The sequence below is a fragment of the Caulobacter sp. ErkDOM-C genome, assembly GCF_048541825.1.
Classification (GTDB): domain Bacteria; phylum Pseudomonadota; class Alphaproteobacteria; order Caulobacterales; family Caulobacteraceae; genus Caulobacter.
Genome location: NZ_CP183332.1, coordinates 1,435,699 through 1,455,908 on the forward strand (window position 1 = coordinate 1,435,699; position 20,210 = coordinate 1,455,908).

The 20,210-nt window shown below is 65.1% G+C and carries 18 protein-coding genes and 1 tRNA gene; 10 read left to right on the forward strand and 9 right to left on the reverse strand.

Annotation, left to right across the window (positions count from 1 at the left end):
• Window positions 1-260: 260 nt before the first annotated feature.
• Window positions 261-752, reverse strand: coding sequence for a Holliday junction resolvase RuvX (ruvX, locus tag ACN2C8_RS07035; protein ID WP_419255129.1), 492 nt, complete (start codon window positions 750-752; stop codon window positions 261-263).
• A 102-nt stretch (window positions 753-854) separates the two neighbouring features.
• Between ruvX and gatC the strand changes: the two genes are divergently transcribed.
• Entirely contained in the window at window positions 855-1,142 is a 288-nt protein-coding gene (gene gatC / locus ACN2C8_RS07040; protein WP_419255130.1) for an Asp-tRNA(Asn)/Glu-tRNA(Gln) amidotransferase subunit GatC, read from the forward strand.
• Window positions 1,142-2,614 carry an Asp-tRNA(Asn)/Glu-tRNA(Gln) amidotransferase subunit GatA gene (gene gatA, locus ACN2C8_RS07045; RefSeq protein WP_419255131.1) on the forward strand — a complete coding sequence of 491 codons (1,473 nt, stop codon included), beginning with the start codon at window positions 1,142-1,144 and terminating at the stop codon, window positions 2,612-2,614. Before gatC ends, gatA begins: the two co-directional genes overlap by 1 nt.
• Window positions 2,615-2,668: 54 nt before the next feature.
• On the opposite strand, the gene ACN2C8_RS07050 is transcribed toward gatA, so the two are convergent.
• On the reverse strand, window positions 2,669-3,280 hold the full coding sequence (locus ACN2C8_RS07050) for a hypothetical protein (RefSeq protein WP_419255132.1): 612 nt from the start codon (window positions 3,278-3,280) through the stop codon (window positions 2,669-2,671).
• 242 nt (window positions 3,281-3,522) lie between these two features.
• Here ACN2C8_RS07050 and gatB point away from each other — a divergent pair, with 242 nt between their 5' ends.
• Window positions 3,523-5,016 (forward strand): Asp-tRNA(Asn)/Glu-tRNA(Gln) amidotransferase subunit GatB, encoded by a 1,494-nt coding sequence (gatB, locus tag ACN2C8_RS07055; protein WP_419255133.1) that lies wholly within the window; start codon window positions 3,523-3,525, stop codon window positions 5,014-5,016.
• 106 nt (window positions 5,017-5,122) lie between these two features.
• Here gatB and ACN2C8_RS07060 read toward each other — a convergent pair whose 3' ends face one another.
• Entirely contained in the window at window positions 5,123-5,617 is a 495-nt protein-coding gene (locus ACN2C8_RS07060; protein WP_419255134.1) for an RcnB family protein, read from the reverse strand.
• Window positions 5,618-6,273: 656 nt separating this feature from the next.
• Between ACN2C8_RS07060 and ACN2C8_RS07065 the strand changes: the two genes are divergently transcribed.
• Window positions 6,274-6,546: a sel1 repeat family protein gene (locus ACN2C8_RS07065; RefSeq protein WP_419255832.1), complete on the forward strand. Its 273-nt coding sequence runs from the start codon at window positions 6,274-6,276 to the stop codon at window positions 6,544-6,546.
• A 45-nt stretch (window positions 6,547-6,591) separates the two neighbouring features.
• On the opposite strand, the gene ACN2C8_RS07070 is transcribed toward ACN2C8_RS07065, so the two are convergent.
• Window positions 6,592-7,335: a polysaccharide biosynthesis/export family protein gene (locus ACN2C8_RS07070; protein WP_419255135.1), complete on the reverse strand. Its 744-nt coding sequence runs from the start codon at window positions 7,333-7,335 to the stop codon at window positions 6,592-6,594.
• A gap of 85 nt (window positions 7,336-7,420) precedes the next feature.
• Here ACN2C8_RS07070 and ACN2C8_RS07075 point away from each other — a divergent pair, with 85 nt between their 5' ends.
• From ACN2C8_RS07075 to ACN2C8_RS07090, 4 genes are all read left to right on the forward strand, one after another.
• Complete coding sequence (locus tag ACN2C8_RS07075; RefSeq protein WP_419255136.1) at window positions 7,421-8,926, forward strand: GumC family protein; 1,506 nt, start codon at window positions 7,421-7,423, stop codon at window positions 8,924-8,926.
• A gap of 94 nt (window positions 8,927-9,020) precedes the next feature.
• A complete protein-coding gene (locus tag ACN2C8_RS07080; protein ID WP_419255137.1) occupies window positions 9,021-9,722 on the forward strand; it encodes a sugar kinase in 702 nt (233 codons plus the stop codon).
• A gap of 62 nt (window positions 9,723-9,784) precedes the next feature.
• Entirely contained in the window at window positions 9,785-10,963 is a 1,179-nt protein-coding gene (locus ACN2C8_RS07085) for an O-antigen ligase family protein (protein ID WP_419255833.1), read from the forward strand.
• A gap of 175 nt (window positions 10,964-11,138) precedes the next feature.
• Complete coding sequence (locus ACN2C8_RS07090; protein WP_419255138.1) at window positions 11,139-12,158, forward strand: sterol desaturase family protein; 1,020 nt, start codon at window positions 11,139-11,141, stop codon at window positions 12,156-12,158.
• Here ACN2C8_RS07090 and ACN2C8_RS07095 read toward each other — a convergent pair.
• From ACN2C8_RS07095 to ACN2C8_RS07110, 4 genes are read right to left on the reverse strand one after another with little or no spacing between them, the layout of a single operon-like run.
• Window positions 12,155-12,928: a polysaccharide deacetylase family protein gene (locus ACN2C8_RS07095; RefSeq protein WP_419255139.1), complete on the reverse strand. Its 774-nt coding sequence runs from the start codon at window positions 12,926-12,928 to the stop codon at window positions 12,155-12,157. The genes ACN2C8_RS07090 and ACN2C8_RS07095 overlap by 4 nt on opposite strands.
• Window positions 12,928-13,860 (reverse strand): glycosyltransferase family 2 protein, encoded by a 933-nt coding sequence (locus tag ACN2C8_RS07100; RefSeq protein WP_419255140.1) that lies wholly within the window; start codon window positions 13,858-13,860, stop codon window positions 12,928-12,930. Before ACN2C8_RS07100 ends, ACN2C8_RS07095 begins: the two co-directional genes overlap by 1 nt.
• Entirely contained in the window at window positions 13,857-15,299 is a 1,443-nt protein-coding gene (locus tag ACN2C8_RS07105) for an oligosaccharide flippase family protein (RefSeq protein WP_419255141.1), read from the reverse strand. Before ACN2C8_RS07105 ends, ACN2C8_RS07100 begins: the two co-directional genes overlap by 4 nt.
• Before the next feature lie 7 nt (window positions 15,300-15,306).
• On the reverse strand, window positions 15,307-16,722 hold the full coding sequence (locus tag ACN2C8_RS07110; protein ID WP_419255142.1) for an exopolysaccharide biosynthesis polyprenyl glycosylphosphotransferase: 1,416 nt from the start codon (window positions 16,720-16,722) through the stop codon (window positions 15,307-15,309).
• A 286-nt stretch (window positions 16,723-17,008) separates the two neighbouring features.
• Here ACN2C8_RS07110 and ACN2C8_RS07115 point away from each other — a divergent pair.
• Window positions 17,009-17,099: transfer RNA gene (locus tag ACN2C8_RS07115), tRNA-Ser, on the forward strand.
• A gap of 268 nt (window positions 17,100-17,367) precedes the next feature.
• Here the strand turns inward: ACN2C8_RS07115 and ACN2C8_RS07120 are convergent.
• Window positions 17,368-18,114, reverse strand: coding sequence for a Crp/Fnr family transcriptional regulator (locus ACN2C8_RS07120; protein WP_419255143.1), 747 nt, complete (start codon window positions 18,112-18,114; stop codon window positions 17,368-17,370).
• Window positions 18,115-18,151: 37 nt separating this feature from the next.
• Between ACN2C8_RS07120 and ACN2C8_RS07125 the strand changes: the two genes are divergently transcribed.
• Window positions 18,152-20,209: a TIR domain-containing protein gene (locus tag ACN2C8_RS07125; RefSeq protein WP_419255144.1), complete on the forward strand. Its 2,058-nt coding sequence runs from the start codon at window positions 18,152-18,154 to the stop codon at window positions 20,207-20,209.
• Window position 20,210 lies beyond the last annotated feature (1 nt).

The window sequence follows — 20,210 nt, forward strand, 5'->3', positions numbered from 1 at the left end:
AAACGGTCACGCGGAGCGGACGGCTTCGTCGAAACGGTAATCTCTATCTCTCATCCGGACGTGGTCCGGACGCTCCGTGACCCTTTCCATCACCATCGCAGCGAAAGCGCGGGGGTGTGAAGCCGTGCGCAACAAGTCCTCTCCCCGAGGGGAGAGGTGTCGGCGAAGCCGACGGAGAGGGAGGTGATGCCGTCTCAGCCGACTTCCCCCTCCGGTCGCTGCGCGACCACCTCCCCCGTCAGGGGGAGGATCTCAGTCGATCAAACCTTGCCCGCCGCTTCCCGTATCCCCCGCATCCGCTCCAGCGCGCCCTGCAGGATCCAGCCAGCGGCCATCTTGTCGACCACCTCGGCCCGGCGCTTGCGGTTGACGTCGTGTTCCTCGATCAGCACCCGGGTCACGGCCGCCGTCGACAGGCGTTCGTCCCAGAAGGTGATCGGCACATGGGGCTGCAGGCGCAGCAGGTTGCGGCCCAGGGCGCGGTTGGATTGGCAGCGGACGCCCTCGGTGCCGTCCATGTTCATCGGCAGACCGATGACGATGCCGGCCGCCTTGCGGCTCCCCATCAGCTTGAACAGGGTCTCGGCGTCCTCGCTGAACTTGGTCTTCCGGATCAGGGCCAGGGGACTGGCGACCGTCAGGGTGACGTCGGAAACGGCAACCCCGATGGTCTTCTCGCCGGGGTCTAGGCCGACGATCGGCATGTAGTCGGGGATGGCGGCGGCGAAATCTTCGATATCGAGAACGGGCATCGCCCCTCATAACACGGGGAACGGCCCGCCCAGCAAGGGAACGACTTGTCAAAGCGCCCCTCTGGCGGCTAACCCACGCGCTTGGAATTCAGGAGGCCCCCAATGGCCATTGACGTCGCCACAGTGCGCAAGGTCGCGCGGCTCGCGCGGATCGCCACACCCGAAGATCGCCTGGAGCCCCTGGCTCAGGAGCTGAACAGCATCATGGCGTGGATCGAGCAGCTGGCCGAGGTCGACACCGACGGCGTTGAGCCGCTGACCAGCGTGGTCGGCGCCGGCGCCCCGCTGCGCGAGGATGTGGTGACCATGGGCGGCGACGCCTCGGCCATCACCTTCAACGCCCCCAAGTCCGTCGACGGCTTTTTCGTCGTGCCCAAGGTGGTCGAATAATGAGCGCCCTTACGTCCCTCACCCTGAAGGCCGCGATTGACGGTCTGGAAGCGGGTGACTTCACCTCGGTCGAGCTGACCACGGCCCATATCGAGGCCATTGAAGCCGCGCGCGCCCTCAACGCCTTCATCGTGGAAACACCCGAGCAGGCGCTGTCGATGGCGGCGGCTTCGGACGCCCGTCGCGCCCTCGGCGCGGCCGGTCCGCTGGACGGCGCGCCGCTGGGCATCAAGGATCTGTTTTGCACCAAGGGCGTCCAGACGACGGCCTGCTCGAAGATCCTCGAAGGCTTCATCCCGCAGTACGAATCGACCGTCACCAGCCAGCTTTGGCGCGACGGGGCGGTGATGCTGGGCAAGCTGAACCTTGATCAGTTCGCCATGGGCTCGTCGAACGAGACCTCGTATTTTGGCCCGGTGACCAATCCGTGGCGCGCCACCGGCAGCGACAAGGCTCTGACGCCGGGCGGATCGTCCGGGGGCTCCGCCGCCGCCGTGGCCGCCGGCCTGTGCCTGGGCGCCACCGCCACCGACACCGGCGGCTCGATCCGACAGCCGGCTGCCTTCACCGGTACGGTCGGCATCAAGCCGACCTATGGCCGCTGCTCGCGTTGGGGCGTGGTGGCCTTCGCCAGTTCGCTGGATCAGGCTGGACCGATTGCCAGGACCGTTGAGGACGCGGCCCTCCTGCTGACCTCTATGTGCGGCCATGACCCCAAGGACTCGACCAGCCTCGATGTGCCCGTGCCGGACTTCACCCAGTTCGTCGGCAAGTCGGTCAAGGGCCTGAAGATCGGCATTCCCAAGGAATACCGCGTCGACAACATGCCGGCCGAGATCGAGAAGCTGTGGGAAGACGGCATCGCCTGGCTGAAGGAAGCCGGTTGCGAGATCGTCGACATCAGCCTGCCGCACACCAAGTACGCCCTGCCGGCCTACTACATTGTGGCCCCGGCCGAGGCCTCGTCGAACCTGGCCCGCTATGATGGCATGCGCTACGGCCTGCGGGCTGACGGCGGCAACCTTACCGAGACCTACGAGAACACCCGGGCCGAAGGCTTTGGTGACGAGGTCAAGCGCCGGATCATGATCGGCACCTATGTGCTGAGCGCCGGCTATTACGACGCCTACTATCTGAAGGCCCTGAAGGTGCGTCGTCGCATCGCCGAGGACTTCGACAAGGCCTGGGAGCGCTGCGACGCCATCCTGACCCCGACGGCGCCGTCGGCGGCGTTTGGTCTGGGCGAGAACAGCAATGACCCCATCGCCATGTACCTCAACGACGTCTTCACGGTGACGACAAACCTGGCGGGTCTGCCGGGGCTGAGCCTGCCGGCCGGCCTGGATTCCAACGGCCTGCCGCTGGGGCTGCAGATCATCGGCAAGCCGCTGGATGAGGGCACGGTGTTCTCGGTGGCCGGGGCGCTGGAAAAGGCGGCCGGCTTCACGGCCAGAGCCGCCCGTTGGTGGTGATTTCGTAGAAAAGGGCGGCTCCGCGAGGAGCCGCCCTTCTTCGTTACGGGAGACTTACTGGGGGGCGACCGGGTTGGCCGTCGTTGGGGCGGGGACTGCCGCAGCGGGCGCCGCGATCACGACCAGAGCGGGCTCGGCGACGACGGCCAGAGCGGGCGCCGGGACCGTGGCGGTCACGGTCGACGAGGCCGAACTTGCGTCAGGTGACGTGGCAGAGGGCGGGGTGGCCCGACGAGCGACGGTGGCGCGCGGCGTGGCGCGGACCGGAGCCGAAGCGACGGCGCGGGGGGCGGGCTCAGCGACGGCGGTCTCGATCGGCGTTGGGGTCGGAATCGCGGCCGGGGGCAGAGGCGGGCTCAGCGGGGGCGTTTCGGTGACGACCATCTGGGCCGGCTGCTGCGTCGGGGTCGGGGCCTGGGCCGGATTGGCCATCATCGCCCAGGCGATGGCGGCAGCGGCGACCAAAACGACCGGCGCGCCGACCAGCAGAGCCATGTTGGCGGACGCTTTTTTCTTGCTGGTGCGGGCATAGATCGGTGCGGCTGCGAACAGCGGCGAAGCATCCGCAGCGTCGGGAAGGTGAGCAGACTTGATCGGAACGCGCTGACGGCGCGTATCCACAGTGTCGATCGAGTCGAGATTCAAGGTCTGATTAAAAGCGGGCATGATGTCCTCCTCAGCTTTATTTCTCAAAGGAGGTAACTGCTCGGCGTCGCGGAGGTTCCGATGGCCCAGGAATGGCGCCATTTCTGACAAGGGGTCGTCTTATTTGGCTTTGGATCTCCACTATATGCAAATTGCCGGGTGGGCTGGCGCGGGAAATCTCTCCGGGACGGGGCGGCGGTTCGCGTTCAAACCCGGTGGCCTAAGGGTTTTCCGCCATGGCGCGGTCGGTGTAAGAGAGGCTCATGACGCAAGAATCCAAAACCATTCAAGGCCGCACCGGCCCCTGGGAAATCGTTCTCGGCCTCGAGATTCACGCCCAGGTCGCCAGCAAGTCCAAGCTTTTCTCCGGCGCCGCCGTGGGCTTTGGGGCTGGACCGAATGAGCAGGTGAGCCTGGTGGACGCGGCCATGCCCGGCATGTTGCCGGTGCTGAACGGCTTCTGCGTCGAGCAGGCGGTCAAGACGGGTCTGGGCCTGAACGCCAAGATCAATCTCAAGAGCCGATTTGATCGCAAGAACTATTTCTATCCCGACCTGCCGCAGGGCTATCAGATCAGCCAGTTCGACCAGCCGATCGTCGGCGAGGGCGTGATCACCGTCGAGCACGACGACGGCTCGACCTTCGAGGTGCGCATCGAGCGCCTGCACCTGGAGCAGGACGCCGGCAAGTCGCTGCACGACCAGGATCCCAACGCCACCTATGTCGACCTGAACCGCGCGGGCACGGCGCTGATGGAGATCGTCTCCAAGCCTGACATGCGCACCTCCGCAGAGGCGGCGGCCTATGTGAAGAAGATCCGCACGATCCTCGTCTATCTGGGCACCTGCGACGGCGACATGGAGAAGGGCAACCTGCGCGCCGACGTCAATGTCTCGGTATGCCGCCCTGGCGCCTACGAGAAGTTCCGCGAGACCGGCAGCTTCAGCCATCTGGGCACGCGCTGCGAGATCAAGAACGTCAACTCGTATCGCTACATCCAGCAGGCTATCGAGTACGAAGCGCGTCGCCAGATCGAGATCCTCGAAGACGGCGGCAAGATCGACCAGGAGACCCGCCTGTTCGATCCGACCAAGCTCGAGACCCGCTCGATGCGGTCCAAGGAAGAGGCGCACGACTATCGCTACTTCCCGGATCCGGACCTGCTGCCGCTGATCCTCGACGCGGCCTGGGTCAAGACGATCGAAGAGACTTTGCCGGAACTGCCGGACGCCAAGAAGGCCCGTCTGCAGAGCCAGTATGGCCTGTCGGCCTATGACGCCGGCGTGCTGATTATCGAGAGCGATCGGGCCGACTACTTCGAGGCGGCGGCGAAAGGTCGCGACGCCAAGCTGGTGTCCAACTGGGTGACCAACGAGCTGCTGTCCAAGCTGTCGGCCGATGGCCACGAGATCGCCAACTCGCCGCTGCCCTCGTCGGACATCGCCCAGCTCGTCGAGCTGATCGAGAACGGCACCATCTCGTCGAAGATCGCCAAGGAGGTCTTCGAGCACATGTGGGCCGGCGAGGGGCGTCCGTCCGAGATTGTCGAAAAGCGCGGCCTTGTGCAGATCAACGACACCGGCGCGATCGAGGCGGCCATCGACGCGCTGATCGCCGCCAATCCCGACAAGGCCTCCGCCGTGAAGGAAAAGCCCCAGGCCATCGGCTGGTTTGTCGGTCAGGTGATGAAGGAGACGGGCGGCAAGGCCAATCCGGCCACCGTCAATGACCTGCTGAAATCCAAGCTCGGCCTCTAGTTGGCGGTCCCTGCGCAAGACGAAAGACCCGCCGCTGTCGCGGCGGGTCCAGTTCATGCCTTGCGCTATTGAGGCTTGGGGGCGTCAATCTCAGGACGAGCTAGATCTAATTGTTGCCGATCACGTCGAAGATCAGGCCGGTAGCGATGGCCGCCAGAACATAGTCATTGCCGGTGCGGTACCAGTAATAGCCACGGGGCGGCGGACGCAGGCGATAGCGGCCGTAGTCATGCACGACATATCCGCTCCCGCGATAATAGGGGGGCAGATAGGCGCCGCGACGCCAGGCGATATAGCCGGGGCGGTAGCTCGGATGGCCGTAATAGTGTGAAGGCGGAGCGCCGTAATGGAAACGGCTTCCATAGTAATAGCCGTTGTGGCGCCCGCGATCCCAGCGGTCTTCTCGCCGATCCCAACGATCCTCGCGCCGGTCCCAGCGACCCCCGTCGTGCCGGGCGTCGCGCCTGTCTTCCCGGCGGTCCCAGCGTTCTTCGCGATGGTCCCAGCGGCCACGATCCTGGGCGGATGCATCGCTGGACATGGTGGCCATGGAGCCGGCCACTGATGCGACAGCGGCGATGGTGAGCAACAGACGTCTCATGCCGTCCACTCCCTATGGTCAGGCGGGTTCAAACCGCCAAGTCCCTCGACCCTGGAAACCATCCTGCTTCAGGCTGGCTGAACCGCGGCTGAATGGCGCCGTCAGCCGAACGCGCGATTTTCGCGGGGCCCCCTTGCGAGCAGCCGTTGACCCGGGTTCGATGGTCGCCCGGGCCCAAGCCACTCGCCAAACCGCCTTTGTGGGTGTGCTCGATCAGCAACTTTCCCGGCATGATTTTGTCTGCGGCCAATTGTCCATTGCCGATTTCGCCGGCGGGCCGCCGGCTACGCTCCGCAAAATCCAGGGCATCGTCCTAAGTGACTTATCAAACTCGAAAGCGCGGTTCGAAAGGGTCTCAGCCTGAAAAAGGCCAGCAAAAGCGCTTCAAACGGTGGGAGTAACGGCATTCTGCGAGTTTTCGGGTTGCGGGTAGGGCGACGTACGCGGCGCAAAAGATGCTCCTCCTGAAGCGTGCGCATTAACCCGCTGTATACAGGCGTTTACGCTGAGTAATACCCCTGAAGAAACCATGTATTCGCGCCTGAATTCATGATGTTCCGACGTTTAACTATATATTCAGTGGCGGAGGACTTTTCTGCTTCCAGGCCTTCGATCCGACAGAACGTTGGATGGGCTGACGAGGAGATGAAGCCATGATGATGAGCATCGAACCCCCACCCGCCCACGTGCTGCCGCTGCCCACCCCCGAGTCCTCCGGCGACGAACTGTTCCGCATGGGCCTGCTGTATTCGACCGGTCAGGGCGGCGCCCCCGTCGACTACGTCTCGGCTCACATGCTGTTCAACCTGGCCGCCATGCGCGGGTCGGTCGAGGCGAAGGTCTATCGCAAGGAACTCTCGCAGGAGATGGCCAGCGAAGACGTCGCCGAAGCTCAGCGCGCCGCGCGCGAATGGCTGGCCCACGGCTGAATCCGGCTTTCCAGATTCAGCGATCGGCCAATGCTCCGCTCGAGCCTATTGGCCGACGCCGTTGACTGCGTAGCTGAAGCTGACCGGCAGCAGGTCGCGGAAGTACTGCTGCATGAACAGACCCGTCTCCGCCGCGCCGCTGCGCGGTACATAGACGATGTCGAAGCGGCGAAGCGGGATCAGATCCACGCCGCCGCCGGGATTGGTCATCCCCTTCAAAAGATCGGCCGTGCGCAGCATGGCGCGACCGTCTGGGCCACGACGGATGATGACAACCTGGCTGCGCTTGGACGAGGTCTTGAAGCCGCCGGCCTGGATAACAGCGCGTAGCGCATCGACATCGCCGGGCATGTCGTAGACGCCCGGATTGCCGACCTCGCCGCCGACAAACACCTTCAGCGGGGTCGTCGTCTTGACCGACACCTGCACCTGGGGTCGCAGCAACTGACTGCCATAGGCCCCGGTGATCGCGTCCTCCAGTTCGAAGATCGTGCGATCCGCCGCCATCACCGGCCCGAGCAGAGGGAGAACGATCCGCCCGTCTGGTTGCACGATGGCGGACTTGTTGAGCTCGGTCGCCGAAGCCACCGTTACCTCGACCTCATCGCCTGGATAGAAGCGATAGGAGGGCTCTTGCTCGCTCCAGTCGGCATAGCCGATGTTGGGAAAGTTCGCGCTGGGGCGCGGAGCGGGCGTGATGGGCTCGCCGTCCACGTGACCGCAGGCGGTCACGCCGCCGCTCAGGAGCAGTATGGCCAAGGCCGTCGAGAGATGCGTGCGCGGTTGCATGCGACAAGTCTTAACAGGAATGGGTAACGAAGCCTTAAGGGCGGACGGACCAGTTTGTAGTTGAGATTGAACCCTTCGGATTCGTATGTCGACGACGAGCGCCTGGACCAGCGTGCCGCATGACCCTCCGTCGCAACGCGACTGGGCGACGCGTGCGCGCTTTGCGCCGACCGATTTCATTACCCTGCTGTGGCGTGAACGTTTCCTGATGCTGGGTGTGTTCCTGGTCATCGCGCTGCTGGGCTTTGCCTTCGCGAGCACCCTGAAGAAGAACTACACCGCCGAATCCAGCCTCTTCGTCCGCCTGGGGCAGGAATATGTCTACGAGCCGCGGGCAGGCGACGCGGGACGCGGCGCAGTGCCGAATGTGGATCAGGTCATCCAGTCCGAATCCGAGATCCTGGGCAGCGGCGAATTGCGCGAACGCGTGATCCGCAAGATTGGCTTCGCCAGTGTGTTTCCGTCCCAAGCCGCCAAGTACGCCGCCGCAACGCCCGAGGGTAAGCGCAAGCTGATCGCCCTGGGCCGCGACTCCGTGGGACGCAATCTCAAGATCGAGACGGCGCCGGACAACTCGATCATTCGTCTGTCCTATCAGAACGAGCATCCCGAGCTGGCCGAGAAGGTCCTCAACACCCTTCTGGAGGAGTACCTGACCTATCGCCGCGGCCTGCTGATCGGCAGTGATGACCGCGTGTTGCAAAGGCAGAAGGACATCTTTGAACAAAAGCTCGAAGAGACCGACACCAGCTATCAGTCGTTCCTGACCACCAACGACATCGGCGACTTCACCTCACAGAAGACGACGCTGACCCAACTGCAGACCCAGGTCGAGCAGCAGAAATATTCCATTGAGGCCCAGATGCAGGATCGCGTCGCCCGTCTTGCTTCGGTCGAGGCGGAGTTGGCGCGCACCCCGGCGGAGACGGTGCTGTATCGCGACGCCGACACCTCTGCGGCCGCCAAGCTGAACCAGCTGAAGCTGGATCGCGAGGGCCTGCTGTCGCGCTATCGGCCCGACGCCAGCCCGGTCCGCGACATCGACGCCCAAATCGCCCAACTGGAGCGCGGCATCGCCGCCGGCCGCACGGCTGGCGAGGGCGCGCGTCGCAGTGGCCCCAACCCGATCTGGCAGACCCTGCAGACCTCACGCAACGATCTAAGCGCTGAAGTGGCGGCGCTGCGCGAGTCCCAGACGACCGCAGTCCAGCAGGTCGCCGACGTCAACCAGCGCTTGCTGCGGCTGGCTGAGCTTGAGCCGCAGTTTAATCAGCTGACCCGCGACCGAGATGTCCTGACGTCCAACGTTCGCGACTTTACCGTCAAGGAACAGCAGGATGAGGCTCAACGGCGTATGTCGTCGGAAAGCAGCGACAACATCCGCATCGTCCAGCGTGCTGTCGCGCCGTCACAGGGCAAGAGCCTGCAGAAGCCGATCCTGGCCCTGACGATCATGTTCGCGGCCTTTACCGCCCTTTGCGCTGGACTGGTTCGGATGTTCCTGCGCCCTGGGCTCCAGACCCCAGCCTCGGCCGCCCGGACCTTGAACCTGCCTGTTCTGGCTACAGCCGAGTACAAGCGCGCGGCCTAGGCGGCAGGGACTTGTGCTGAGTGCTTTGGTCGCCTTTCGCGCGCCAGGGGAATGACGCTAGTTTGTAACCCCTGAACGCGCGGCGATTCGACGGATGGTGGATTTGAACGCCGAGATGGCGGAGTTGTGGAGCTCACTGGGCGCGCCAGCGCCTGGGCGCCCGCACGTCATTCAGGTGGTCGCCGCCCGGCGAGGGGAGGGGACTTCCACCGTTGCTCGCGAGCTGGCCCGTTTCACCGCTACGCGCGCCGGGCGCAAGACCTGGCTGGTCGATATGGACTTGGCGACTTCCGCGCAATTCCAGACCATCTCCATGAATCCGGAACGCTTTGGGGTGCTGGGACCAGCGGTCGCTGCCTCGCCCGACGGTTCGGCCTTCTTCACCGTGCAGCCGCCGGCGCCGCGTGCTGATGGCGGTGTCTGGCCTGACGCCAAGTATCTGGCGGCCCATAGTGTGGGTGGACCGCGCCTCTGGGTCACCCGCTTCAATCGCGACGCCCTGCGCGGACAGCAGAAGGTCCACATCATCCCCGGAGCCGAATACTGGCAGGCCTTGCGCCGCCACGCCGAGGTTATCGTGGTTGATAGTCCATCGGTGGATCGCTCCCAGGCGGCCCTCACTGTGGCCCAGCATATGGATCAGACCGTGATGGTGGTCTCGGCCCAGCAGCCTGACGTCAAGCCGCCGGCCCAACTTCGCGACGCCCTGGCTACGGTCGGCGGCCGCTGCGCCGGCGTGTTCTTCAACCAGGCTTCGGTGCAGCCGCCGGCGTTCCTTCGGGCGATCCTGCCGTGACCCCTTCGGGTCGGGCGCCGCTCCTCCTGCCCCAGATCGCGATTTTTTGCGCCTCGGTCGCCATGCTGCTGATCTACAGCGGCGGCTGGGAGTTACCGCTGTTTGGCGAGAACGCGGGAGAGTCGGCTGGCGGGATAATGCGCGTGGCCTATCTGCCCGCCTATGCGGCCGGCTTCCTGCTTGTTGCGCTCAGTCCCCGCAACCTGATCCGCGTGATGATCCGCCAACCACTGCTGATCTTGCTGATGCTGATCGTGGTCGGCTCGACCGCGTGGTCCATCGCGCCTGACGTCACTACGCGACGTGCTTTCGCCGTCAGTTGCACCACCCTGGGCGGCCTTGCCCTGGCCGCGCGCTACAAGTGGGCGCAGCTGGCCGAAGTGGTGGGGGCCACCTTCATCGTGCTGATTGTCGCCAGTTTCGTCGTCTGTCTCGCTGTGCCTTCGATCGGCGTGATGACCGAGCTGTTCCCGGGCGCCTGGCGCGGCCTGTGGATGGAGAAGAACGCCTTGGGCGGTCTGATGGCCCTGGGCTTCTGCCTGCTATCGGCTGCCGCACTCCTGAACCCCCAGCGCGCCAAGCTCTGGTGGCCGTTCGCGGGACTGGCGCTTGTGCTGGTGCTGATGTCGACGTCCAAGACGTCCCTGGCCTCGCTGATGGTCGGGGGGGCGGCCCTGGTCTTTGTGTTGATTGCCCGGCGTAGTCCGGCGGCCGGAGCCGCGATCACCTGGACGGGTGTGACGGGCGTTGTCCTGCTCGGTGGCTTCGTCCTGGTCGCCTCGGATGTCTTCTTTGCCCTGCTGGGCAAGGACGCCACCCTCACGGGCCGCACCGAGATCTGGAGCGCGGCCATGCGCCAGATCGAGCAGCGACCCTGGACCGGGTACGGTTACGCCGCCGTCTGGGACAACAAGTCTGGTTGGGGACCGTTCGCCTGGATCACCAAGGACGCTGGATTTCAGGCGCACCATGCGCACAATTCCTGGATCGAACAGTGGCTGGGCATCGGCCTCATCGGCCTCGCAGCATGGGGGCTGTTCTATCTTCAAACCCTGACCCTGGCGATCATCGCCGTGTTCCGCGACCGCGGCGCTTTGCTCGTCTTTCCGTTCCTGGTCGTCTACACGCTGGTTTCGCTCACCGAGAGTATCGCTGTGGTCTACAATGATTTCCGTTGGGCGCTTTTTGTGGCCTTCGCCGCCAAACTGGCCTTCTCGGATCGGGAACAGGAGCGCAGTTAACCGCTTCGTCGAACGAAGTTTTTAACCGCCTTGGCCTAGACCTAGCTCTGCCGACCACCAAGCGTCGCAGAAGGCGGAGCCCTATTCAGTGAAACCTCCAGCGCTTCAGGCTGACCCGGACGAGCTCGTCCGGAGTTTTGCGCAGACGCACGTTGCGCGGTCATCGCGCTTCAGCGTGGCGCGGATCGCGGTTGTCCTGAGCTTCCTGGCCTATATCGCCGCCATGGGCGCAGCCTGGTGGTTGGTGCTGCAGGTCGTTCCAACCCACGTGTCCTTCACGGTATTGGGCCGCACCCTCGACACGGAGTCGGCGCACGAGCACATCAACAACGCTGCCCTGATCTTTCTACTGCTGCCGTCGGCCCTTTGGATCGAAGCCGTGGTCGTCGGCTGGCCCAACAGCTCTGCCCGCCAGTTGCTGTTCGCGCCGACGGCCTCGCTGAAGACCGATATTGCCTGCTTTCTGCTGGGGCAGGCCCACATCCTCGACATCTTTGGCCGTATCATGATGCTGGGCGCCTCGATGATATCGGGCGCTTGGATCCATCACTGGCTAAGGACGACTACGGGCCTGGCCATAGGTCCCGCGCCGCTTCCGTTCGCGTTGCAGTTGGTGTTCTACTTCCTCGTCTACACCTTCTTCGACTACTGGACCCACAGGCTGGACCACAACAGGCTGTTCTGGCCGTTGCATCGCTATCACCACTCGGCCTCTGACTTCGGTGTGATCACTGCGGGACGCCAGCATCCAGCGGCCTTCACCGGCCTCTTCGTCGTCAACCTACCGATGGCCATTCTGGGCGCCCCCGCCGACGTGATGATTTACGTCAACGTGCTGGTCGTCGGGATCGGCTTCCTGATCCACTCGAAGATCGACGCAAACTGGGGCTGGTTTGGGCGCTACGTGATCCAGTCACCCAATCATCACCGCTTGCACCACAAGCTGGACATGAGCCACCCCACTGGCCACTTCGCCATCGCGCCGATCTGGGACCGTCTGTTTGGCACCTGGTACGGCGACGCCGACGCCTCGATACCGATCGGGGTCGACACGCCCTACAGCCATGGCCTGTTCGTGCCGCGCGACATGCTGCGCGACTACTGGCACTTCTGGATCGGCGTTTTCGGCGGTCGCAACGACGGACCGGACTTGGACGTAAAGCTGTTTCCCAGGCGGGACGCCGCGAAGGGCTAAAGCCCGATCCGGCGCGCGCCCTCGGCCACGGTGACCACGTCGAAGCCGGCGTTCATCGCGCCGTCGACCAGCCGCTCCAAGGTCTCGGTCGAGCAGCCCCATTGCGAGGGGGTCTCAGACACATCGTGGGTGTAGAGGATCAGCCACGCTTTACGGGCATGGGCGCGGTCCAGCCACTTCAGCGCGACAGCCTCTCCGTCTTCGCCCTCGATCCCGACGGCGGGCGCCTGGTTGAGGTCCGCCCCATTGGCGATCAGGCCGTGGTGCAGGGCGCGCACGGTCTGGAAGCGGCTGGCCAGCAGCGTCTTGGCTGCTGATCCGACATCGCCATACGGGTATGCGAAGCTGACCGGCTTTCCAGCCCCCCACGACTTCAGGGCTTCGGCGTTCTGGTCGATATCGGCGAGGGTGGCTTCCCGCGAGGCTTGACCGCAATCCAGGTGTGAGAAGGTGTGGCACCCGATCTCGTGGCCAGCGGCGTGTAGACGCGCAGCGTCTTCCCCTGTGGCGAAACGGCCCATGGGGCCCTCGCGACCGGTCAGGCCGCCCGCGAAATAGTAGGTGCCGCGCAGGCCGCGCGCTTCCAGCACCCTGGCGCCGGCCTCGCAGGCGGTGGCGGGCGCGTCGTCGAAGCTGAACGAGACCATCGGCCGCGCCAGCTTCACGCGTGCCGGGCGGCGATGAGCCAGGCGGATCAGGCGACGCCGAAGCTTGCCCTTCAGGGTTCGGTCCGGTTCGTAGGCGTCGACCTTGTCGTGAGACACTTGCATCAGACGGCCTCGCAATAGAGGGCGGCGCGATAGAGCCGCATGGCGAAGGCGCGCAGGCGGGTGGGCGCGGCCTCATTCAGGGCGAAGGCCTTCAGCATCGGCCGCCAGATGTCGCGCGCCGGCAAAGACTTCAGAGCCCTGGCGACCTTGTAGCTGGGATAGGCGCTGACGATCTCGCGGTGGGCGCTGACAACCCGCGCGAAGTTTGACGCCGATTGCTCATACTTGGCGGCCATGGCCGGAGCAGTGTCGAGCCCCAGATGGGTGGCTGAATTGTCGATGTGCAGTATCGGGTGAGCGCGGCCCACGCGCATGGCCCACTCAACGTCTTCCCAGCCCCAGCCCGTGAAGCCCTCGTCGAATTCCACCGTTGCAAAGACGTCGCGGCGTACCAGCAGATTGGAGGTGAAGACGTGCTTTTCGGGTGACCTGGCGCGTTCGGGCGCCGGGGTGCAGTCGCTCTTCAGCGCCATGGCCCGGTGCAATTCATGCTCTGGTCGCCGGGGCGTCTGGTCCAGGGTGAAGCCGCCAAAGGCGATGGGCGTGTTCTCGCTTTCCGCAAGGGCCGCCCAGCGGGCCAGAAAGTCTTCGGGATCCGGCAGCATATCGCTGTCCAGAAACAGAAAGTGACCGGCGCGTGCGTGACTGGCCAGACGGTTGCGGCCCTTGGCGCGCCCTTCGTTGGACGTCAGTTGAATGAACCGCGCGGGCAGACGCAGACGCTCGATCCGGCCGGCCATGCGTCTGGCCAGGGCCTCGTCGCCGCTGCCGTCGTCCAGGACGATGATCTCGGCCCGCGCCATGGGATCGTCCAGCGCCTTGAGCAGGGCCGATGGATCGTCGCGAAAGGTCGGGATCAGCACCGACAGTCGCGGTGCGGCGTTCGCCCACAGGGCGTTGTCGACGATGATCGCGTTGGCCGTGGAGGTCATGCTGGACGCGCCTTTCGCCGGGCAAGACCGGAAAGCTTGCCCCGCAGACCGTCTATATTGAGTCCCAGCGCCACGCCGCCGTAGACAGCGGCCCCAACGGCAGCTTTCAGGATCAGTTCAAGAATTCCGCCCGGCGAGGGCAGGATCAGCACGGCCGCAACCATCAGGAGGCAGGCGGCTCCCGCCTTGGCCAAGGTACCCCAGGGGATTGGCAGTGGCTGGGCGCTGCGGCCCAGGGTCCAGGCGGCTACCGCCCCGATTCCATAGCTTGCGGTTGTCGCCCACAGGGCGCCGTTCAGTCCGAACCGGGGGATCAGCAGCAGGTTCAGGATCAGGTTGGCCAGCGCGGGAACGGCCATGGCGGTGATCAGCATGGGCGTGCGGCGGCCCAGGGTGAAGGCCTGCAGCAGGTAATAGGTCGTGACACCCGACAGCCAGCCGCTGGCGGCGATCCACGGCACCACCGCAACTGCCCCAGTCCGCAGCGCCTCGCCGACCATCAGTTCGACCAGAGACGGGGCGACGAGCGCCAGACCGACCGCCGCCGGCAGGGTCAGCAGCACCATGAACGAGGCCTGTTCGCGCGCGGCGTTCTTGAGAGCCGCAGGGCCGCCGCGCTCCAGCGCCGCGACCAGGGCCGGTCCGCCCGCCATACCCAGCCAGATGAAGACGACGTCCAGGGTGCGACTGCCGAGCGAATATCCGGCGTGATAGACGCCGACCGTGGCTTCGCCCAGATAGGCGGCCAGAAGGAATCGATCGGTCGTCGAAAGCACCAGCGCCAGGATCAGGGATAGCGCTACTGGCACCCCGTAGGTCGCATAGTCGCGGGCCATGGCGCGGTCGAAACGGCCGCCCTGCATCCGTCCAAGGTCGGCGGGCAACACGAACACCAGGCACAGTAGAGAGATCGCGCCCATGCCCAGCAACGGCGCCGCGCCGCCCAGGCCAACCAGAGCAAGGATCAGGCCCAGAGCAAAGCCGCCGACAGTCTGGACGATATCGAGCAACGCCGCGCCAGAGACTTCACCGGCGGCTCGCCGGCGTTCCTGCGACAGCTTGGTCAGGCTCTTGACGACCACGGCGGCGAAGGCGGCCGCCAGCGCGACCTTCATGGGCGCGGCGATAGGGAGGATATAAAGAGCAATGCCGGCGATGATCGGTGTCGCCAGGGCGCAGGCACCCCACAACCGATAGAGCGTGGTGAAATGATCCGGAAGTCGGCCATCCTCGGCGCGCGCTGCGAAGAAACGCGCCATGGCCGCCTCGGTCCAGGTCAGCAGGACGGTCTGGGTCAGGCTGAGCGCTGAGAAGGCGAGGGCGTAAGCGCCATATTCCTCGGGCGACAGCACCCGCGTGAACAGGACGATGGTCAGCAGGCCCACTACGCCTTGGGCGATATTGACCGGCAGGTAGCCGAGGACGCCGCGCCAGAACATCGCCGCCTCAGCGCACCGCCGACCGATCCCCAAGCAGGCAGGGGATGGTCATGGCGATGATGTAGACGTCCAGCCAGAACGACTGTCGTTCGATATAGTCAACGTCGAGCGCGACCCGCTCGCGCACCAGTTCGGGCGTATCAACTGGCCCGCGCGAGCCGTTGATCGCCGCCCAGCCGGTGACGCCGGGCTTCATGCGGTGACGATGGGCGTACTGCTCGACCAGCTTGGCCGACTCGACGTCTCCGGTCTTCATGCCCACGGCATGCGGACGCGGGCCGACGATCGACATTTCGCCGCGCAGCACATTGAACAGCTGCGGCAGTTCGTCGAGGCTTGTCTTGCGGATGAACTTGCCAACCTTGGTGACCCGGTCATCATTGGCGCTGATCTGGCGCGCCGCGCGGGCGTCGGCCATTTCGTGGCGCATCGAGCGGAACTTCCAGACGAGGATTTCCTCGTTGTTGAAGCCATGGCGACGCTGGCGGAAGAAGATCGGTCCAGGGCTATCGAGGCGCACGGCCACCGCGACAATGGCCATAACCGGAGCGGCGACGATCAGACCGCCAATGCCAACGACAAGGTCCTGAAGGCGCTTGATAAGAGCTTTGCGCCCATTGGCCGGCGCGCTGGACAGATCGGCCAGCGCCGCGTCGGCGATGCGGGAGATCGCAGCGTCGCTGTCGGCGTCGCGACCGACATCGACGAACAGGCTGATCGGGTTGGGCAGGACATCCAGCTTGTCGAAAAGCTGCCGTACGCGTGCCTGAGCCGTCGAGCTCACGGTGATCACAACCCTGTCGACGTAGGGCATGACGCGGTGGTCGATCAGGGCCGAGGTATCACCCAGCACAGGGACGCCAAGCAGGTTCTCGGGCGCGCGGTCCAGGCGGTCGTCGAAGATCCCCAGAACATTGACCTCGCCGGTGCGCAGTGCGGCTTCTATCAGGTGCTGGGCGTTGGCGGTGGCGCCGACCACGATGATGTTCGGGGTCAGGCGACCCTCGCGGCGTCCTCGTGCGATCAGGCCCCACCACAGGGCATGAAGAGTCATCACCACGGGCGCCAGGCCCATGAAGGCCAAGACCGGGAAGGATTTGTTGGTGGGCAGGGCCGGCCAGGCCGCGTTGAAGGCCAGAACGACGGTCGCGGCGGCCCCGAAAGCGGCCAGGACGCGCAGCAGGTGGCGAGGCAGGGGCTCGCGCCGGGCGAAGACATAGGCGTCGAGCGCGCGCAGCGACAGGAGCAGCGCCACAAAGCCAGCGGCGAGGGCCCCGCCTGCGTTCAGGCTCAGCAGGGCGGCTCCAGAGCGATGGGACTGAACCGCGAAAATTGCGATGCAGAAGCCCGCAGCGGTCAGTGCATCGACGCCCCGAAAGGCGCGCGCCAGCGAGCGGGCCTCGATGCGGGCGCGAGCTGGCACCAGCTGTTCAGGACGGAAGGGACCCCGCCGTGCGCTTGAGGGTGAGCGCCGTGTCGACCTCTCGCGCGCCATCACAGGCGGCGTTTCCCCGTCCGACGCGGAGCCCGGGTTCGCGGTGTTCGGGACCTGGGGATCACGTGTGATGACGGGCGACATGGGGCTCGGAACCTGTAGAACGGCGTTCAGGCTAGCGTCCCCGTCTGAGCTTCACGTTAACGCACCGATTTCCTTCCACGCGTGATTGTCATATCGCCACGAACAGGCTATCCAGCCGCTCCTCTCAGGAGGAGACGTGGCCGAGAGGCTGAAGGCACCGCTTTGCTAAAGCGGCATACCCCAAAAGGGTATCGAGGGTTCGAATCCCTCCGTCTCCGCCAACTTTGTTCAATAGGGCCAGACCGCCGCCTTGGCGCGGGGGCAATCGTCGGAAAACTGGACGCTGTTCATGGCGTTAGCATTGCCGGCTTCAACCCGCTCGGCCGTGTTGATCCACTTCGCATACAGCTTGATATGGCCACCGATGCACGCACCGGCTTGGCGACCGGGCCGCCGGCGTGGGCGGTAGGCAGGCGAACAAGCAATCCCGTGACCACAAGGTGTCAACGCTGGTCGCTTCAGTTTGCGGGGCGAGAGACGGCCGGCGAATTAAACTTCGCCACCGATACGTTCGATCTCGTCGGCGAGGGCTGGAACGTTGAGAACGCGCAGCGTGCGACCCGTCTGGGAGACGATCTTGAGGCCGGCCAAGCGGTTTAACTCGCGGGTGACTGCCTCACGCTGACTCCCAACCAGCACGGCCAGCTCGGCATGGGTAGGGCAGGGGTGGATCGTGGCCTGTTGGCCATCGCCGCCCGCCATGGCCGCCATGCGCAGAAGCTCGATATCGACGCGGCAGGCCACCGAGACGGCGCTCAATTCGAACAATCGATCGGTCAGCGAGCGCGTCAGACTCGCCAAGTCCTCCAGGATCGCCCGCATGAAACGGGGCGATTGCTCGAAAAGGGTCTGGATCAGGGGTTGCGGCAGACGTGCGACGCGTGTGTCTTCCAGCGCCACGATGTTCACCGAACGGGGCAGCCCATCGATCGCCGAGATCTCGCCGAAATAGCTTCCGGCCGCAATGCGACGATAGCCGACCTCACGCCCCGAGCGAGAATATTGATTCGCCAACAGGGCGCCCTTCAGCAGCAGATGAATGCCGCCGGTCTCATCCAGGCGTTGGAGGATCAGTTCGCCCTTGCCATAGTTGAGGTGCTCGATTTGCTGAGCCAGGGCCTCGATTTCCTCACGGGCCATGTGCCGGAACAGTCTGTTGGCGCGATAGTCTCCTTCAGGCGGCGGCGCGATCGGCGTATGGCTCTGGGCGAGCGGCGAGGGGGGAATCACGGCCATCGAGAACGCTCCTGCACAGTCGGACTGGGGACGACGAATGGATAGCCGACCACAGTATCGGGCCTTTATCAGCTATAGCCATCACGACCGCAAAGTCGCCGAATGGGTTCATCGCGCGATCGAGACCTATCGGGCGCCGCGCCGCTTGACCACAACCGGTGGCGGTGCGCCAACGCAGCGACTGACTCCGATCTTCCGGGATCGCGACGAGCTTAGCGCCTCGTCTGATCTGGGTGAGGTGATCCGCGACGCCCTGGATCGCTCGGACGCCCTGATCCTGCTCTGTTCTGCCGCCTCGGCGAACTCGCGCTGGGTGGACCAGGAGGTTGCCCATTTTCTGACGACCCATGGACTTAACCAGATCATCTGCGTGATCACGCCCGCGACGCCGACGGGAGTGTCGCTGATCGCGACCTTGCCGCCGGTCTTGCGCGCCGCTCTGCCGCCGGAAACCGAGCCCTTGGCGGTGGATCTGCGGCGTAGCGGCGACGGCCCACGGCTGTCGCGACTGAAAATCGCCGCGAGGCTATTGGACGTAAGCCTTGACCAGTTGGTCCAGCGCGACGCTCGCCGCAGCATGCGGCTGATGACGGCCTTCACTGCTGCGGCTCTGATGGTAGCGATCGCTATGGGGGCAATGACCCTCGCCACCCTGAAGTCCCGTCAGATCGCTCGCGACCAGCGTGACGAGACAGAGGCCCTTGTAGCCTACATGTTGGGCGACCTGCGCGAGCAGTTGGAACCGGTGGGGCGGCTGGATGTCCTGGATGGCGTCGGCGCCAGGGTGCTGGCCTACTACGGCAAGGCGCGCAACGATCAGCTTGACGACAGGGCCCTCACTCAACGGGCCAAGGCCCAGACCCTGCTGGGCACGATCCGGGACCAGCGCGGTGACCTGGCCGGGGCTCGCGACGCCTTTGGTCAGGCCGCGTCCACGACCCATGAACTGGCGGTTCGCGCCCCCAACAACGGCGAGCGAATTTTCGATGAAGCGCAGAATGTCTACTGGCTGGCCTATATGGAATGGCGACAAGGCAATGCCGTGGGGGCGGAACGCGGCTTCAAACGGTACGGCGAGTTGGCCCAAACCCTGGTCGCGCTCGATCCGGGTCGCGCCGATTGGCGGCTGGAGATCGCCTATGCCAAGAGCAATCTAGGTACTCTTTTGCTGGAGCAGGGACGGGCAGAGGAGGCGCTGGTAACCTTCCGCGCCGCTCTGGCCGCCTTCGAGGCCGAACGCGCCCGCGCGCCCGACAATCAGGACCGCCTGGTCGACGCCGTGGACGCCCATGCCTGGGTGGCCGACTCCCTGGTCAAGCTGGGTCGGCCCCGCGAGGCTCTCTCCGAGCGCGAGGGCGCCGCAGACCTCTTGGCCAAGACCTCGGCGAGGGCGTCTGCCGACAAGCCGCTGGCAGCGAGAAGCCTGGCCGCTCAGTTGGCTCTCGCGCGGTTGGAACTGGATCTGGGAAGAGTGGCCCAGGCCCGCGAACGGTCGGGCGCCGCGATGCGGGGCTTGCGTCAATTGGTGGCTCTCGACCCGACCAACACACGATGGCGGGAGTATCTGCTGATCGGCCAGATGGACACTGTAGACCTCGCCGCCTGGACGGGTCAGCCAGTTCAGGCGCGCATCGCCCACGCCCAGGCCGAAGCAACGCTGGCAAGGCTGCGGACGGTCGATGCGGCCAAGACTTGGCGCGTCGACCTCGACGGTCGGCTTGAACAGCAGAGGATCCTTTTGGCGCGTCTCGGGGGTGACCCCGTGCTGGCGCGACGCTTGGCCGTGGCGTTGCGGGATCGTCTGGATAGCTTGCCGAACGCGCGAGAATCCGTGTCCGAGCGCGCTATTCTCTATGGCGTCGTCTATTTGGTGGCGCAGCAGCCGGAATCGGCAACATCGGCCTTGGAGCCGCGACGCAAATCACTGTCGCCGGTCGGTCTCGACACTCTGGCGCGCGCCTACAGGGCTCAGGGACGGCGCGGCCCGGCAGACGCCATCGTGCGGGATCTCAAGGCGCAGGGCTACGCCCATCCCGGCTTCCTTGCATTCTGGAAAGAGTCGCCCCTAGCTGGCGCCAGACTTCAAGGGGACTGAA

What these genes read in the sequence shown, in the direction of transcription:
- ACN2C8_RS07085 (WP_419255833.1), top strand. Translation starts at nt 9,785, where the DNA reads ATGCTGCTGATCTACAGCGGCGGCTGGGAGTTACCGCTGTTTGGCGAG.
- ACN2C8_RS07050 (WP_419255132.1), bottom strand. Translation starts at nt 3,280, where the DNA reads ATGCCCGCTTTTAATCAGACCTTGAATCTCGACTCGATCGACACTGTG.
- ACN2C8_RS07080 (WP_419255137.1), top strand. Translation starts at nt 9,021, where the DNA reads ATGGTGGATTTGAACGCCGAGATGGCGGAGTTGTGGAGCTCACTGGGC.
- ruvX (WP_419255129.1), bottom strand. Translation starts at nt 752, where the DNA reads ATGCCCGTTCTCGATATCGAAGATTTCGCCGCCGCCATCCCCGACTAC.
- ACN2C8_RS07060 (WP_419255134.1), bottom strand. Translation starts at nt 5,617, where the DNA reads ATGAGACGTCTGTTGCTCACCATCGCCGCTGTCGCATCAGTGGCCGGC.
- gatC (WP_419255130.1), top strand. Translation starts at nt 855, where the DNA reads ATGGCCATTGACGTCGCCACAGTGCGCAAGGTCGCGCGGCTCGCGCGG.
- ACN2C8_RS07070 (WP_419255135.1), bottom strand. Translation starts at nt 7,335, where the DNA reads ATGCAACCGCGCACGCATCTCTCGACGGCCTTGGCCATACTGCTCCTG.
- ACN2C8_RS07105 (WP_419255141.1), bottom strand. Translation starts at nt 15,299, where the DNA reads ATGTTCTGGCGCGGCGTCCTCGGCTACCTGCCGGTCAATATCGCCCAA.
- gatB (WP_419255133.1), top strand. Translation starts at nt 3,523, where the DNA reads ATGACGCAAGAATCCAAAACCATTCAAGGCCGCACCGGCCCCTGGGAA.
- gatA (WP_419255131.1), top strand. Translation starts at nt 1,142, where the DNA reads ATGAGCGCCCTTACGTCCCTCACCCTGAAGGCCGCGATTGACGGTCTG.
- ACN2C8_RS07100 (WP_419255140.1), bottom strand. Translation starts at nt 13,860, where the DNA reads ATGACCTCCACGGCCAACGCGATCATCGTCGACAACGCCCTGTGGGCG.
- ACN2C8_RS07125 (WP_419255144.1), top strand. Translation starts at nt 18,152, where the DNA reads ATGGATAGCCGACCACAGTATCGGGCCTTTATCAGCTATAGCCATCAC.
- ACN2C8_RS07065 (WP_419255832.1), top strand. Translation starts at nt 6,274, where the DNA reads ATGATGAGCATCGAACCCCCACCCGCCCACGTGCTGCCGCTGCCCACC.
- ACN2C8_RS07095 (WP_419255139.1), bottom strand. Translation starts at nt 12,928, where the DNA reads ATGCAAGTGTCTCACGACAAGGTCGACGCCTACGAACCGGACCGAACC.
- ACN2C8_RS07075 (WP_419255136.1), top strand. Translation starts at nt 7,421, where the DNA reads ATGTCGACGACGAGCGCCTGGACCAGCGTGCCGCATGACCCTCCGTCG.
- ACN2C8_RS07120 (WP_419255143.1), bottom strand. Translation starts at nt 18,114, where the DNA reads ATGGCCGTGATTCCCCCCTCGCCGCTCGCCCAGAGCCATACGCCGATC.